Source organism: Nocardiopsis coralli (genome assembly GCF_014892575.1).
In the GTDB taxonomy this organism is placed as follows: domain Bacteria; phylum Actinomycetota; class Actinomycetes; order Streptosporangiales; family Streptosporangiaceae; genus Nocardiopsis; species Nocardiopsis coralli.
In genome coordinates this window covers 91,724-107,721 of record NZ_JADBGI010000009.1, presented here as the reverse complement: position 1 = coordinate 107,721, position 15,998 = coordinate 91,724, and the positions used below count along the sequence as shown (strand labels likewise).

Annotated in this window: 13 protein-coding genes; 5 read left to right on the top strand and 8 right to left on the bottom strand. The window is 68.4% G+C overall.

The features are described from left to right. The first annotated feature begins 73 nt into the window (after positions 1-73). Positions 74-1,510 (top strand): hypothetical protein, encoded by a 1,437-nt coding sequence (locus IDM40_RS12210; RefSeq protein ID WP_193122091.1) that lies wholly within the window; start codon positions 74-76, stop codon positions 1,508-1,510. Between the two features lie 92 nt (positions 1,511-1,602). On the opposite strand, the gene IDM40_RS12205 is transcribed toward IDM40_RS12210, so the two are convergent. Further along, entirely contained in the window at positions 1,603-2,091 is a 489-nt protein-coding gene (locus IDM40_RS12205; protein ID WP_193122090.1) for a hypothetical protein, read from the bottom strand. A 127-nt stretch (positions 2,092-2,218) separates the two neighbouring features. On the opposite strand from IDM40_RS12205, the gene IDM40_RS12200 reads away from it, so the two are divergent. Beyond that, the gene (locus IDM40_RS12200) at positions 2,219-2,620 is read left to right on the top strand and encodes an ankyrin repeat domain-containing protein (protein ID WP_193122089.1); all 402 of its coding nucleotides are present in this window, start codon (positions 2,219-2,221) and stop codon (positions 2,618-2,620) included. Between the two features lie 77 nt (positions 2,621-2,697). Here the strand turns inward: IDM40_RS12200 and IDM40_RS12195 are convergent, their stop codons facing one another. After that, a complete protein-coding gene (locus IDM40_RS12195) occupies positions 2,698-4,149 on the bottom strand; it encodes an amino acid permease (RefSeq protein ID WP_193122203.1) in 1,452 nt (483 codons plus the stop codon). Positions 4,150-4,453: 304 nt separating this feature from the next. On the opposite strand from IDM40_RS12195, the gene IDM40_RS12190 reads away from it, so the two are divergent. After that, positions 4,454-5,236: a class I SAM-dependent methyltransferase gene (locus IDM40_RS12190; RefSeq protein ID WP_193122088.1), complete on the top strand. Its 783-nt coding sequence runs from the start codon at positions 4,454-4,456 to the stop codon at positions 5,234-5,236. 59 nt (positions 5,237-5,295) lie between these two features. Here IDM40_RS12190 and IDM40_RS12185 read toward each other — a convergent pair whose 3' ends face one another. From IDM40_RS12185 to IDM40_RS12165, 5 genes are all read right to left on the bottom strand, one after another. Then, positions 5,296-6,048, bottom strand: coding sequence for an alpha/beta fold hydrolase (locus IDM40_RS12185; protein WP_193122087.1), 753 nt, complete (start codon positions 6,046-6,048; stop codon positions 5,296-5,298). Then, on the bottom strand, positions 6,048-6,869 hold the full coding sequence (locus tag IDM40_RS12180; protein WP_193122086.1) for an exodeoxyribonuclease III: 822 nt from the start codon (positions 6,867-6,869) through the stop codon (positions 6,048-6,050). Before IDM40_RS12180 ends, IDM40_RS12185 begins: the two co-directional genes overlap by 1 nt. Before the next feature lie 72 nt (positions 6,870-6,941). Next, complete coding sequence (locus IDM40_RS12175) at positions 6,942-7,970, bottom strand: tyrosine-type recombinase/integrase (protein WP_193122085.1); 1,029 nt, start codon at positions 7,968-7,970, stop codon at positions 6,942-6,944. A 142-nt stretch (positions 7,971-8,112) separates the two neighbouring features. Further along, positions 8,113-9,189: an acetate/propionate family kinase gene (locus tag IDM40_RS12170; protein ID WP_193122084.1), complete on the bottom strand. Its 1,077-nt coding sequence runs from the start codon at positions 9,187-9,189 to the stop codon at positions 8,113-8,115. Continuing rightward, positions 9,189-11,537, bottom strand: a complete 2,349-nt coding sequence (locus tag IDM40_RS12165) for a phosphoketolase family protein (protein ID WP_193122083.1) — start codon at positions 11,535-11,537, stop codon at positions 9,189-9,191. The genes IDM40_RS12170 and IDM40_RS12165 overlap by 1 nt, the downstream gene beginning before the upstream one ends. Before the next feature lie 1,224 nt (positions 11,538-12,761). Between IDM40_RS12165 and IDM40_RS12160 the strand changes: the two genes are divergently transcribed. Continuing rightward, the gene (locus tag IDM40_RS12160) at positions 12,762-12,914 is read left to right on the top strand and encodes a hypothetical protein (RefSeq protein ID WP_193122082.1); all 153 of its coding nucleotides are present in this window, start codon (positions 12,762-12,764) and stop codon (positions 12,912-12,914) included. Between the two features lie 8 nt (positions 12,915-12,922). On the opposite strand, the gene IDM40_RS12155 is transcribed toward IDM40_RS12160, so the two are convergent. Further along, positions 12,923-14,533, bottom strand: a complete 1,611-nt coding sequence (locus IDM40_RS12155) for an FAD-binding oxidoreductase (RefSeq protein ID WP_193122081.1) — start codon at positions 14,531-14,533, stop codon at positions 12,923-12,925. 243 nt (positions 14,534-14,776) lie between these two features. On the opposite strand from IDM40_RS12155, the gene urtA reads away from it, so the two are divergent. Then, positions 14,777-15,991, top strand: coding sequence for an urea ABC transporter substrate-binding protein (gene urtA / locus IDM40_RS12150; RefSeq protein WP_193122080.1), 1,215 nt, complete (start codon positions 14,777-14,779; stop codon positions 15,989-15,991). The last annotated feature ends 7 nt before the right edge of the window (positions 15,992-15,998 follow it).

Below are 15,998 nucleotides of genomic sequence, written 5' to 3'. Positions count from 1 at the left end.
AAACAGCACCACACCGTGCGAACCTGCATCCGCGACACACTACGTTGGTGACGTGAGAAAGGGGACGGCACGCATGGTCGAGACGTTTCGCAACGCCTTCCAAGAACTCATCGACGCCTCCGTGGCCACCGACCCCCACCACTTCCCACCCACCCTGGGCCGCGTCCACACCCACGCCGCCCACGTCCCGGCCGGCGAACGCGAACTCGCCCTCGAAGCCCTCGCCGACCTGCTCAACACCGGACACCTCGCCCCCGGCATCACCGCCGACCTGTGCGTCCTGGCCGGAGCCCTCGTCGAACTCGGCACCGACCCCGGCCCCACCGCCCCCACCACCCTGCACCTGCTCCACACCGTCGGCCAAGGCGCCCTCGCCTTCACCCGCGCCTGGACCCACACCCAACCCGACCCCCCACCCACCCCCGAACACGTCACCGCCCACACCGAAACCCGCATCACCCCCCACCTGGGCCCCGACACCGCACCCGCCGCCACCCTGTCCTGGTGGGCCATCGAACGCCACGCCCTGGCCGCCCACACCATGCTCGGCGAACCCACCACCCGCGCCCACCTACGACGCAACCCCACCCTGCACGCCCAACTCATGGCGCTGACCAACCAACTCAGCCCCCACCTGGACCTCTTCGAGGACCTGCGCGCCCTGCTGCGCATGAGCGAAGCCACCTCCGCCCTGGTCCTGCACCGCACCACCGGCCGCGCCTTCCGCGTCCTCTACGACGGCATCGGCGACAACTTCCAACTCCACACCCTGCTCGCCGACGCCCTCATCGGCCCCCGCGGACAACACCTGCAGGGACAGGAACCCGACCCCCGGTGGGTGAGCGCCTTCCGCGACGGGCCCACCGACCCGGCCGCCCAGACCGTGCGCGGCTGGTGGAACCTCATCGCCCACGACGGCACCTGGGTCTGGAACGAGGGCGTGCCCGCCGAGATCCCCACCGTCGAGGGCGAACGCGTCCTGGTCCTGGACCCCCAGCCCTACCCCCGCTCCTGGAACGCCCGGCGCCGCCACCGCCACGTCTTCGGCTGGCTGGTCGTGGACGGCGAACTCGCCCCGGCCGAGGCCCAGCAGTGGTGGAAGCACATCGCCCCCGCCCAGGAGGCCCTGCCCCCCTCCCACCAGCAATCCCAGGACAGCGACCTTCCGCCCCTGCCCGAACCGGTCACCGCCGCCGACCTGCACCCCGGCCCGGAAAGCACGGACGGCCCGACCAACGCGGCAGAGCGCGAGAGCGAACCGGAACCTCAGACCCAAGAGCACCCCAGGACCGATCAGGACCCCGTCCCAGAAGAGCCTGAGGGCGACGAACAGCCACAGCGACCGCCCGAGCCGACCCAGGACCCGCCAGAGCCCGCGCACGAGCCCCAGAGCGGCTCCGACCCCGAACCCGGCCAGGGCCGCCGGCGCGCCCACCCCGGGCTGGGCCTACCACCCCTGCCCCCCGAGGTCTCCCGCAGCACCTCCTGGGCCCCCACCTGGCGCAGCTGACCCACCCCCCGCACACACAAAAAGGCCCGGACCCCCGTCTCCCCGGCACAGGGACACAGACAGGGCCCGGGCACGCCCACAAGCGCGCTCCGTCAGAGACGGTGCTTGGGCCTGGCGGGGGAGGGCTCGTCCTCCTCGTAGAGACCGTCGAAGTACTCCTCCTCGGTCACCTCACCGTCGGCCTCGCGCACCCACCGCTGCGTGTTGAACAACGGGGCCAACAACAGCACCACCACGGGCACGAACACACCCAACGGCAGCAGGACCAGCGCACCCTCGGCACCGGGCACCATCGGCAGACGCTCCAGCAGGTGCATACGCACCATCGCCGCGGCGCTCATCGCACCGATCGTCAGGGCCGCACCGAAGGCCAGCATCGGCGTCAGGCGCGGAGGCACCGCCACCATCGCCAGGATCAGACCGGCCGCAGCCAACCCGCACAGCGCCAAAGGACCGGACCCGGACAGGGCCGAGACCTCGCCCGCATGCAGGTTGCGCAGGTGCGAGAACGCCCAGCCGGCAATCAGGACCAGCAGCGGTCCCAACAGCAGTCCGGACAAGAAGCCGACAACATGTCGCACGGGGAGCTCCTCTCAGGGGTTGCGCAGCACCATAGCGACAAAAACCGAGTTCAGCACCACATGCGGCGTAGCAGGCATTCCAGACAGCCGATGCGGGGCACTGGACACGCCCGCTAGGCTCACCCCCGTGAGCAACCAACAGCCCGACCACGACCCCGACATCATCGAACTGGCCACCCGCATGTTCGACCACGCACGCAAAGGCCAAGCCGGGGCCCTGGACCAATACCTACGCGCCGGACTGCCGGTCAACCTCACCAACGACAAGGGCGACACCCTCCTGATGCTGGCCGCCTACCACGGCCACCCCGAGACCGTGGCCACCCTCATCACCCACGGCGCCGACCTGGACCGCCTCAACGACCGCGGCCAATCCCCCCTGGCCGGCGCCGTCTTCAAGGGCGAGAACGACATCGTGGCCCTGCTCACCCACCACGGCGCCGACCCCGACAACGGCCACCCCACCGCCCGCGAGAGCGCCCGCCTCTTCGACAAGACCGACTACCTCGCCCTCTTCGACACCGAATAACCCCCGACACCCCCCGCCACACAAAAAAAGGGGGTGCCCCTCCCGCAGGAAGGACACCCCACACCGACCACAACACCTCAGGGCGAACCGCCGCCCCCAGAACCGGCCGAACCGGCCCCGCCACCCGGCTCCGGAGCCGAGGACGCCTCACCCACCGGCGCACCCCGACGCAGAGCATCGGTCGACTCACGCCCGGGCACCGGCAACGCCACCACACTGGGCGCCCGACGCCCCACACGCCGACGCACCTCATAGGCCAACAGCGCCACCACCACCGACGCCAACGTCGCCCACAACGCCTGACGCTGGTCAGGGATGACCGCCATCGCCACACCGATGGTCACCAACCCCAACAACACCACCCACGTCAGATACGGGAACGCCCACATCCGCAACGTCAACCGGTGCGGCTGCAGACGGCGCACCCGCGCCCCCAACACCAACTGGGAGGCGCAGATCGTGATGAACAGCACCAACAGGATCGCGCCGATCGAGGCGACCAGGAACGGGAACACCTCGTCGGGGAACATGTACTCCACGACCACGGCCACATACCCCACCGCAGTGCCCAACAGGATCGCCCGCACCGGCACACCCCGCCGGTTCGTGCCCCGCAGCACCTTGGGAGCATCCCCCTGCCGGGTCAGCATGAACAGCATCCGCGACGAGGTGTACAGCGCCGCGTTGAGCACGCTCAACACCGCGATGAACACCACGATCTCCATGATCAGCGCCGAACCCGGAATGCCCACGTGGTCCATCACCGACACGAACGGGCTGTACCCCGGCACCACCGAGTCCCACGGCAACACCACCACGATCACCAGGATCGAAGCCACGTAGAACAGACCGATCCGCCAGAGCACGTTGGTCACCGCCGAGGCCACACCCCGCTCGGGCTCGGCGCTCTCACCCGCAGCCACCGTGATGATCTCCACGCCACCGAAAGCGAACAGCACCACCACGGTCGCGGCCAACACCGCCACCCACCCGTGCGGGACGAACCCGCCGTGATCGAACAGGTTCGACAACCCCGGCGCATCCGAACCGGTCCACAGCCCCAGCGCCCAGAGCACACCCACCAACAAGAACGCCACGATCGTGGCCACCTTGATCAGCGAGAACGCCGACTCGGTCTCGGCGAAGACCTTCACCGAGATCAGGTTCGCCACCGTCATCGACACCAGCACCAACAGCGCCAGCACCCACCCGGGCAACGCCACCCACTGCGCCAGGATCGCCGCACCGGCCACCGACTCCGCGGCCACCAGCACCGCATACATCCACCAGTACAACCACCCGATGGTGAACCCGCCGCGCGGACCGAACGCCAACCGCGCATGATCGGAGAACGAACCCCCCGTCGGCACGGCCACCACCATCTCGCCCAGGGCCCGCAAGGTGAAGAACACCAGCGCCCCCGCCAGGACATAGGAGACCACCGCCGCCGGCCCCGCGGTCTGGATCACCGCCCCCGACCCGATGAAGAGGCCGGCTCCCACCGAACCCCCGATGGCGATCAAAGCCATGTGGCGACGGCGCAGACTGTGCGCCAGCCCGCCCCCGCCCGCCTGCGTATTGTTGCCCGCACTCTGCTGCGGTTCTTGACTACTGCTCACCCGCACAAGACTAAGAGCCCCCAACACCCCCAGGTCACACCGGCCCCACCAGCACCCCCACACCCCACCAGAACCACCCGCGGCCACCACGCATCACACCCGCCCGGTAGCTACCACGACACACCCCACCCACACCACTACACACAGCAATCAAACTGCTACATTCAGTGCACGTTTTGTTCACGGCCCAACCCCACACGAAAGGCACCCACCCATGACCACCACCCCAGCCCCCGCCATCGACCTCGACCACATCACCACCCTCTACCGCACCCACCGCGACGACCTCGCCCGCGCCCGCGAACAGATGCGCGCCCACCACCACGCCGCCGACCCCACCATGACCCCCCAACTCGACGACATCGAAGCAGAAATCACCTACCTGCTCCTACGCGAACACCAGCCCGCCAACGTCGTCGAGATCGGCACCTACTACGGCTGGTCCACCACCTGGATCCTCACCGCCCTGGCCCACAACGGCACCGGCCACCTGCACTCCTTCGACATCGTCGACCACGCACCCCGCCACGTCCCCGACGACCTCGCCCACGACCGCTGGACCTTCACCAAGGGCGACGTCCGCGCCAAGATCGCCCACATGCCCGCCCAGACCGACTACCTCTTCCTCGACGCCGCCCACAACGGATGGTTCGCACGCTGGTACATCAACCACCTGCTGCCCATCCTGCCCCCACACATCCCCGTCAGCGTCCACGACGTCTTCCACCAGCGCTACGCCCTGCCCTTCACCGAAGGCGCCGTCGTCCTCAAATGGCTCACCAACAACACCACCAACTACTTCACCGCCTCCGCCGCACGCGCACCCCGCGCCCACCAACACCTGACCGACCTCAAGACCGAACTGGGCCTGAACGAACCCGTACGCACCAGCCAGGCCAACCCCATGATCTTCTTCCGCCTGCCCGAACGCCCCCGCCCCGGCTACAGCCTCACCATCCCGCCCCAACGCCCCGACACCCACCCCGACAACAACTGACCCCCACCCCCACAACACGGGGGCAGGGGCCACAACCCGCCACACACAACCGACCAGCCTCAAGGACCCTCCGGACCCGCCTCCAACCGACCCGCATCCGCCTCACGCACCGCCACCACATCAGCAGCATCAGCCACGATCCGCGAAAAATTCACCGGCTGATCCAAACTCACCATGTGCCCCGCCCGCGGCACATTCACCAACCGACCATCCACACACGCGTCATAGAACTTCTTCTCATGGATCCGGAAATGATCACGCGCCCCATTGATCAACCACACCGGACCCTCATACGAAGCCAACGACGACAACGCGTCCAACGACTGGATCTCATCGATCACCGCCGTGGCCGCCTCCACCGCCAAACCACCGTCCAACACCGCCTCGGCCGCACCATCACGCAACGTCAACCGATGGAAACGCTCATTGACCGCCGCACCCCGGTCCGGCAACCGATCCATCAACACCGACGGGATCCGGTACACCTGCGCCAACGACTGCGCCGGCTTGGCCGTACAACTGGCCGCCACCAACCCCGCCACCCGCCCCGGCGAAGCACCCGCAGCCGCGATCGAAACAAAACCCCCCAGACTCAACCCGCACAACAACGCACGGCCACCCACCTGATCGATCGCACCCAACACCGCATCGACCGCCGAACCCAGCGAGAACACCTCACCACGCCGCGACCCGTGCCCGGGCAGATCCGGCGCCACCACACGCCGCCCCTGCGAATTCAACAACTCCACCTGCGGCCGCCACATACTCGACGACAACCGCAACCCGTGCACCAGCACGATCGGCACACCCATCACAGGCCCCCATCCAGCTCATAAACCACCGACACCGGAGCATGATCGGACCACCGCGCCCCATGCTCGGCCGCACGCTCCACCCGCCCCGACACCGCACGCTCGGCCAACCCGGCCGTGGCCATCTGATAATCGATCCGCCAACCCGCATCGTTGTCGAAGGCCCGCCCCCGGTAGGACCACCACGAATACGGGCCCGCCTGGTCCGGATACAGCCCCCGCACCACATCGGCCAGCTCCGCGCGCTCCAGCACCTGCCCCAACCACGCACGCTCCTCGGGCAGGAACCCCGCGTTCTTGCGGTTGTTGCGCCAGTTCTTCAGATCCGCCTCGGTGTGCGCGATGTTCCAGTCACCGCACACCACCAGCTCACGCCCCACCCCGCGCACCTGCGCCGACCTGCGCTCCAGGTACGGAAGGAAAGCCGCCATGAAGCGCTCCTTCTCCTCCTGACGCTCCGTGCCCACCTCACCCGAGGGCAGATACAGGCTCGCGACCGTCACCGCCCCCAGATCCACCTCCACATACCGGCCCGAACCCTCGAACTCGGCCACCCCGAACCCCACACGCACCGCATCGGGCTCACGCCGCGAATACACCGCGACCCCCGCACGCCCCTTGGCCGCCGCAGGACACAACTGCACATGCCACCCGGCAGGCTCCAACACCGACCCCGGCAACTGCTCAGACAGCGCACGCGTCTCCTGCAAACACACCACATCGGCATCCGTGGAACCCAACCAGCCCACGAACCCCGGATCCTTCTTGGCCGCCGCACGCAGCCCGTTGACGTTGACCGTCGAAATCTCGAAGCGCTTCACACAGCAAACTCTAGGACCTCACCCGCGCCCACCGAGCCGCAACCGCAGACCACAACCCCCACCCGCACGCCCTCACTCCCCGGGCCCGGCCAGCTCCCGCAACACCCCATAGGTCCGGTTCGCCGACGCCGCCTGACGCCGCGCACCCTCACTCACCTCGATATAAGCCTGCGACGACGACACCGACGCATGCCCCAACAAATGCATGATCTCGGTGACCGACGCCCCGTCCTCGGCCAACCGCGTCGCGAACGTGTGCCGCAACGCGTGCACCAACGTGCCCCGCGCCACCCGGTCATGCACCCCCGCATGCCGATAACACTGCTGCACCAGATACTGCAGACCCCCGCGCCGCAACCCCCGCCCCCGGTTGTCCACCAACAACGCATCCTCACCCCGCACCACACCGAACCGCTCACGCCGCGAGACCAGATACGCCTCCAACAACACCTCCAACGGCGCCTCGATCGGCAACACCCGCTCACCACCGCCCTTGCCCACCACCCGCACACGCCGCTCACCGGGCCGACCACCCAACGAATCCATCCGCAGCGACAACATCTCCGCCGACCGCATCCCCGTCAGCAACGCCAACGCCAACACCGCCAGATCGCGCTCCGGCCACGGATCACGCGCCTTGCGCGCCCCCTGCGCCAGAGCCCGCAACAACTGCTCAGGGGTGTCCTCACCCCTGAGCGGCTTGGGCGCCGAAGCCCGCACCTTCGGCCGCGGCACCGCCGACATCGGATTGCCCGCCACCACCTGCTCAGCCACCCAGAACCGGAAGAACCCGTTCCACGTCGACCACGCCCGCACCACACTCGAGGCCGCCCGCTGCGCGGCGAACTCCGCGAACGCCGCCCGCAACACCACCACCTCCAACTCCTCCAGCACCACCCGGCCCGGCTCGGTGCCCCTGACCCGGGCCACCTCACCCAACACCGCCTCCAGATCACGCCGGTAGGCCGCCACGGTGTGCGCCGAAGGTTTGGCCGCACACCGCGCCCGCAGATACTCCTCGATACGCACCACCACCAGATCCCGGCCCCGACCCTGGCCCCGGAAGTCCTGCTGCGGTTCGTCCTCGTGCTGAACACCCATACCCACAGCATCCCCCAACCCCGCCCCACAACCACCACCCGGCCCGCAACCACAGGCCATCCCGGGCCAGGGGAGTGGCACCACCCCACACACAAAAAAGAGGGGCCCGCGGCCACCACACCACGAACCCCCGCCAACACCATCAACCACCCAGAACCGCACGCACCCCCCGCGCGATCTGCACATCCTCCCGCGCACCCACCACAAACGTCCGCACCGGAGCATCCCCCGCAGAGATCTCACCCTCACCCCGCAACGACCCATTCACCCCCTCATCCACCTCCACACCCAAAAACGCCAACCCCGCACACACCCGCGAACGCACCACCGCCGACCCCTCACCCACACCCGCCGTGAACGCCAACACATCCAACCCACTCAACGACGCCGCCATCGCCGCCACCCGCGCCCTCAACCGATGCACATACACCCCCACCGCCAAAACCGCCTCCTCCACCCCACGCCCCTCATCAGCCAACACCTGCCGCATATCCCCAGACCCCGCCAACCCCAACAACCCCGAACCCCGCTCCAACCCCTCCGCCACCTCATCCACACCCAAACCCGCATACCGCTGCAACCACAACAACGCCCCCGGATCCACATCCCCCGAACGCGTCGCCATCACCAACCCCTCCACCGGCGTAAAACCCATCGTCGTATCCACACACACCCCCTCACGCACCGCCGCCAACGACGCACCCGCCCCCAAATGCGCACTCACCAACCGATCACCCACACCCCCCAACCGCTCCGCCACAAACGCATGACTCAACCCATGAAACCCATACCGCCGCACACCCCACCGCGACCGCCACTCCCGCGGCACCGCATACGTACGCGCCACCTCAGGCAACGACGCATGAAAAGCCGTATCGAAACACGCCACACCCTCCACCCCCGGCAACACCGCAGACACCGCCTCGATCCCCGCCAACGCCTTGGGCTGATGCAACGGCGCCAACACCGCCAACCCCTCCAGATCCGCCACCACCCGATCGTCCAACCGCACCGGCCCCACATACCGCCGACCACCGTGCACCACCCGATGCCCCACCGCATCAGGCACCGGCAACGCCCCCAACACCCCCTCCAACTCCGCCTGATCCCACCCCGACCCCGACAACGACACCGTCCGCGCATCCAACACCGCGTCCGCGCCGTCCAGCACACTCAACTTCAACGTCGACGAGCCCGCGTTGACCACCAGAACCCGCATCAGTAAGGCCACCTCCACTCACGCACCGACTCCGCGTCCTGCCCGAACTCCCTGGTGTGCGCACGGTGCGCCAACCGCTCGTCCACCATGCGCTGGCGCACCGGCGCGGCCCGCTCCCGCAACCACGGCAACCGGTCGATCACATCCATCACCAGGTGGAACCGGTCCAGATCGTTGAGCATCACCATGTCGAACGGCGTCGTGGTGGTGCCCTCCTCCTTGTAACCGCGCACATGCAGGTTCTCGTGGCCCCGACGCCGATACGTCAACCGGTGGATCAACCACGGGTACCCGTGGAACGCGAAGATCACCGGCTTGTCCGTGGTGAACAGCGCCTCGTACTCCCCATCGGCCAACCCGTGCGGGTGCTCACCCGCCGGCAGCAACCGCATCAGATCCACCACGTTCACCACCCGCACCCGCAGCTCCGGGAAGTACTGCCGCAACAGGTCCGCGGCCGCCACCGTCTCCAACGTGGGCACATCACCCGCACACGCCAACACCACATCGGGGTCCTGGCCCCCGCCCGTGCTCGCCCACTCCCAGATCCCGATCCCGCGCGTGCAGTGCCACACCGCCTCCTGCTCCGACAGGTACTGCAACCCCGGCTGCTTGCCCGCCACCACCACGTTCACATAGTCACGAGAACGCAGGCAGTGATCGGCCACCGACAACAACGTGTTCGCGTCCGGCGGCAGATACACCCGCACCACCGACGCCGGCTTGTTCATCACCACATCCAGGAACCCCGGATCCTGATGCGTGAAACCGTTGTGGTCCTGCCGCCACACGTGCGACGTCAACAGATAGTTCAACGACGGGATCGGACGCCGCCACGACAGGTCCCGCGTCACCTTCAACCACTTCGCGTGCTGGTTGAACATCGCATCCACGATGTGCACGAACGCCTCGTAACAGTTGAACAACCCGTGCCGGCCGGTGAGCAGATACCCCTCCAACCACCCCTGGCACAGATGCTCACTGAGCACCTCCATCACCCGCCCGTGCGGCCCCAGATGCACATCGGACTCCACCACCTGGGCCTGCCACACCTTGTCCGAGGCCTCCAATACCGCCGACAACCGGTTCGACGCCGTCTCGTCCGGACCCATCACCCGGAAGATCCCCGGGTTCTGGTGCATCACGTCCCGCAACCAATGGCCCAGCACCCGCGTGGCCTCACCCACCACACGCCCCGGCTCGGCCACCTCCAACCCGTAACCCCGAAAATCCGGCAACACCAGATCCCGCGACAACAACCCACCGTTGGCATGCGGGTTCGCACTCATCCGCCGCCCACCCGCCGGCGCATTCACCCGCACCGACGCCACCGGCACACCCTCAGAATCGAACAACTCCTCCGGCCGGTAAGAAGCCATCCACTCCACCAACATCCGCCGGTGCTCCTCGTTCGAGCGCACCTGCGACAACGGAACCTGGTGCGAACGCCACGTCCCCTCCACCGGCTCACCGTCCACCTCCACCGGCCCCGTCCACCCCTTGGGCGAACGCAACACGATCAACGGCCACACCGGCCGCTCGGTGTCCCCGCGCCGGCGCGCCCCGTCCTGGATCTGCTCGATCTCGTCGAAGGCCTCCTCCAGAGCCGCGGCCATCTGCCGGTGCATCAGCTCCGGCTCGCTGCCCGAGACCAGGATCGGCCGGTACCCGTACCCCTCCAACAGCGACACCAGCTCCGCGTCGGGGATACGCGCCAGCACCGTCGGGTTGGCGATCTTGTACCCGTTCAGGTGCAGGATCGGCAGCACCGCCCCGTCGTGGACCGGGTCCAGGAACTTGTTCGAGTGCCAGCTGGCCGCCAACGGGCCCGTCTCGGCCTCGCCGTCACCCACCACACACGCCACCACCAGGTCCGGGTTGTCCAAGGCCGCCCCGAACGCGTGCGTGAGCGCATACCCCAGCTCACCGCCCTCGTGGATGGAACCCGGAACCTCCGCCGACACGTGGCTGGGGATCCCCCCGGGGAAGGAGAACTGCCGGAACAGGCGCCGCATCCCCGCCTCGTCCCGGCTCACGTCCCGGTACACCTCGCTGTAGGTGCCCTCCAACCACGCGTTGGCCACCGCCCCCGGCCCGCCGTGCCCCGGACCCATCACGTACATCATGTTCAGATCACGCGCCTTGATGAGCCGGTTCAGATGCGCGTAACAGAAGTTCAGCCCCGGGGTCGTACCCCAGTGCCCCAGCAGGCGGGGCTTGATGTCCTCGGGCACCAGCTCCCGACGCAGCAGCGGGTTGTCCATCAGGTAGATCTGCCCCACGGACAGGTAGTTGGCCGCCCGCCAGTACGCATCGACCACCGAAAGGTCGTTGTCGTCCAGAGCCATGGGTGTGCGCCCCTTCCTCGGCTGTGTTGTCCAGAGTCGGCCCGCCTGGGGCGGGCCGTGGCCGGTCGAAGGGGGAGACGGCCGGGTGAGCGCCACGCTAACGGCGCCCGGCAGCAGGCTCCAGGCGACGTGCCGCGCCTGGTGGCGGCGCTGGTGCGGGCTTCGAGGGACGGTGGGGCAGGGGAGAGGCACCCATGTTCGCGATGCGCACAGGTGGGGGTGCGGCCCAGGTGCGGGCGGGGGAGTGGGGCGCTGTCACGGCGTCCGGACCACCGGCAGCGCGAAGGGGGTGGGGGCGCGCGGTGCGCCGGCCAGGGGAGCGGAACGGGCGAGGGGAAACAGGGGAGAGGACGTACGCATGGCGTGCAGCCATGGGGGAGTCGCGGTCCGGACCGCAGGGACGCGAGAGGGCGAACGGGCCAGGCGCCTACCGGGCCGGGGCCACCGACAGAGACAGAAACACCCACACGGTCACATACTTCGCAAAATCATGCATAACACAGTTTATGCATGAAACATCGAAGGGGAGAGGCCAGGAGGAACAGGGAGGGAGCCACCCCGAACAGGCAATACGCAGACCCCACCCACACGCGCCCGCGCGCCGGATGCCTGACACCGGGCAGGCCACCGCCGGAGACCACCTGGACCCAGGGGCGTTGCACACGGAAGCGCTGACCTGCGCTCCCGCTGCACAACGACACCGCAGGCCACATCGCACATCAGGCCGACGCTCCGGGTGCGCATCGGCGTTCAGGCCGCCGGCGCAGAACCTCGAACCTCCATGACAGATGAGCCGAGGCGGCGACTCCAACGCCGGCGCACACATCCTCAGAACGCATCGGCCTGAGAACGCATCGGCCTGAGGCGTTCTTTCGACCCGTTTCGCTCTGTGGCGCTCCCACACAACCCGCGGCGAACCACTCGAGACGCCAACGCGCACCACGAGCCTGCGACGCAAGCCGGCCGCGCATCCTGCAGCCTGTATCAACGGCCCGCAGGGCGCACCCGCGACGGTCCGCCCCCTTCCCCGCAGCACAGACACGACGCCGATAATGCACATTATGTAAAGTAAATCGGGTCAAGGTGCCCACACCCCCTGCCACACAGGCGATCCCGCCCCCACACCCGCCGCCACACCAACACCAGGCGAAGACCTCACACACCCATCACAACCCCGACCAAAACACCTCCACGCCCCGACCCCGCCGACCTATGCTGCCCCCCATGCACATCCACCTCATGTGCCGCGCCTGCCTGGGCAGCGGAACACGCGTGGACGCCCACGCCCACCGGGACGGCCAGGCCCTGTCCCAACGCCCCTGCCCCGACTGCCACGGCAGCGGCCACCACACCCAACCCGCCACCCGACGAGGATGAGCCCCGCCTCACCCCGCACCCGCCGGCCACAACACCCCCGGGTTGAGCACCCCCGCCGGATCCACCTCCCGCTTGAGGGCCCCCATCCCCGCAGCGAACACACCCGGACGCTCCCCCGCATACCAACGCATGTGATCACGCCCCACCGCATGATGATGCGTGATCGTCCCACCACACTCCGCAATCGCCGACGACACCCGCGCCTTGATCTCGTCCCACTGCTCCACCATCGACCCCCACCGCCCCTGCGCATACACCCCGAAATACGGCGCCGCCCCGTCCCGGTACGCATGCGTCAACCGACACGTCACCACCCCCTGACCCCCACACACCTGCCCGATCGCCTCCTGCGCCGCAGCCACGACCCGCGCATGCAACCCCTCCAACGCCCCCCACGTGCACGCCGTCTCGAACGTCTCCACCAACACCGAACGCCGCACCAACGCATCACGCTGATACGGCATCCGCACGAACGCCGACCGCCACCGGGCCGAACGCTCCTCACGCCCTCCCCCACCACCGGCCTCGTCACTGTGGCGCACACGCCCCACACGACCACCGTGATCCGCACACAACGCCACCACACGCTCCATCGCCGCCTCCTGAGGGTGATCGGCCGACTCCAACCCCACCACCAACAACCCGCCCCGCACCGAGGTCCCCGCGTTGATCAACGCCTCCGCCGCGTCCAACAACCGGCAGTTCGCCGGCTCCAACCCCGAACGCGCCAACGCCCGCACCGCCGCCACACCGTCGAAGAACCGGTCGAAGACCACCGAGGTCTGCGACCGCCACCGCGGCCGCTCCCGAAGCTGCATCCACGCCTGCGTGATCACCCCGAGCGTGCCCTCCGACCCCAGAAACACCCCGTCAGGGCTGGGCCCGGCACCAGACGAGGGCACCCGCGCCGACTCGGCCACCCCCGCAGGCGTCACCACCCGCAACGACTCCACCATCGCGTCGATCCGCGTGGGACCCGTCGCGAAATGACCACCCGCCCGCGTGGCCAACCACCCGCCCAGACTCGAGAACTCGAACGACTGCGGGAAATGCCGCAGACTCCACCCGTGCGGCCGCAACTGCCCCTCCAGATCCGGCCCCAACACCCCCGCCTGCACCGACGCAGCCCCACTCACCGCGTCGACCTCCAACACCCGCCGCATCCGCGACAGATCCACCGTCACCACACCGGCGAAACCCTCACCCACACGAGGCTCCACACCACCCACCACCGAACTGCCGCCCCCGTAGGCGATCACCGCCAGATTCGCCCCCGAGCACCAGTCCAACAACCGCTCCAGATCCGCCTCCCCCTCCGGGAAAGCCACCACATCCGGAACCGGACCCACCACCCCCTCGAGGTTGCGCACCACGTCCCGCAACGCCTTGCCCCGCGCATGCGCCACACGCTCCACAGGCGCCACCGAACACACATGCGCCAACGACTCAGGGACCACCACCCGCGGGCGCGCCAACCCCAACGACCCCACCGCCGGCGCATCATGCACCGTCAGATCCGCCTCCGGCAGGAACGAACGCACCGCCCGCTCCAGCTCGCGGGCCTCCTGCCCCTGCACGGCTTCCTCGTCCAGACCCCAGCCCCACCACGAACGGCCCACACAACCACCTCACACACCGGCGGTCCGCGCCCGGGCACCACCGCGGCACCCCCGCCGCCCGCATCCTCCCCCACCCCCCGCAACGACACCACCCCCGAACACCGACGGATCCCCCCCACCGCCCCAACCGGATTTAACCCGCCCACCGGATACCGACATGTATACGTAACCGGCCGACACCACCGCAGAAACACCCCGCCCCCAGCCTCCTAGGGACACCACCCCGACCCCACGGGAGGCCACGTGAGAACCCGCCCCACCCACACCGCCCTGGCCACCGCCCTGGCCCTGACCATCGCCGCCACCGGATGCACCACCCCCGGCCCCGCCGGCGTCGACGACGACACCGTCACCGTCGGCATGCTCCACTCCCTGTCCGGAACCATGGCCATCAGCGAAGTCACCGTCCGCGACGCCGTCCAACTCGCCATCGACGAGATCAACGCCGACGGCGGAGTCCTGGGACGCCAGATCGAACCCGTCATCGAGGACGGCGCCTCCGACGAAGCCACCTTCGCCGAACGCGCCCAAAAACTCCTCACCTCCGACAACGCCGCCACCGTCTTCGGCACCTGGACCAGCGCCTCACGCAAAGCCGTCCTGCCCGTCTTCGAACGCAACAACGGCCTGCTCTGGTACCCCGTCCAATACGAAGGCCTCGAAGCCAGCGACAACATCGTCTACACCGGCGCCACCACCAACCAACAGATCATCCCCGCCCTGGACCACCTGCGCGAACAAGGCCACACCAGCCTCTACCTCGTCGGCAGCGACTACGTCTTCCCCCGCACCGCCAACCAGATCATCACCGCCTACGCCCAGGCCCACGACATGGACATCGTCGCCGAGGAATACACCCCCATGGGCCACACCGAGTACTCCACCATCACCAACGACATCGCCCGCCACGAACCCGACGCCGTCTTCAACACCCTCAACGGCGACTCCAACGTCAGCTTCTTCCAACAACTGCGCTCAGCCGGCGTCCAAGCCGACCACACCCCCGTACTGAGCGTCAGCGTCGCCGAAGAAGAGATCGACGGCATCGGCGCCGACAACATCACCGGCCACCTCACCGCCTGGAACTACTACCAGAGCACCGAAACCGAACCCAACAGCCGCTTCGTCCAGGCCTTCACCGACACCTACGGCCCCGACCGCGTCACCTCCGACCCCATGCAATCCGCCTACAACAGCGTCCACCTCTGGAAAGCCGCCGTCGAAGAGGCCGACAGCTTCGACGTCGACGACGTCCGCGCCGCCCTGGACGGCATCACCATCGACGCACCCGAAGGCACCATCTCCATCGACGGCCCCACCCAACACCTCGTCAAGACCTCCCGCGTGGGCCAGGTCAACGACGACGGCCTCATCGACCAGATCTGGTCCTCCCCCGAACCCATCACCCCCGACCCCTACCTCGAGAGCTACGACTGGGCCACCGACCTGCACAGCTGACCCCCAC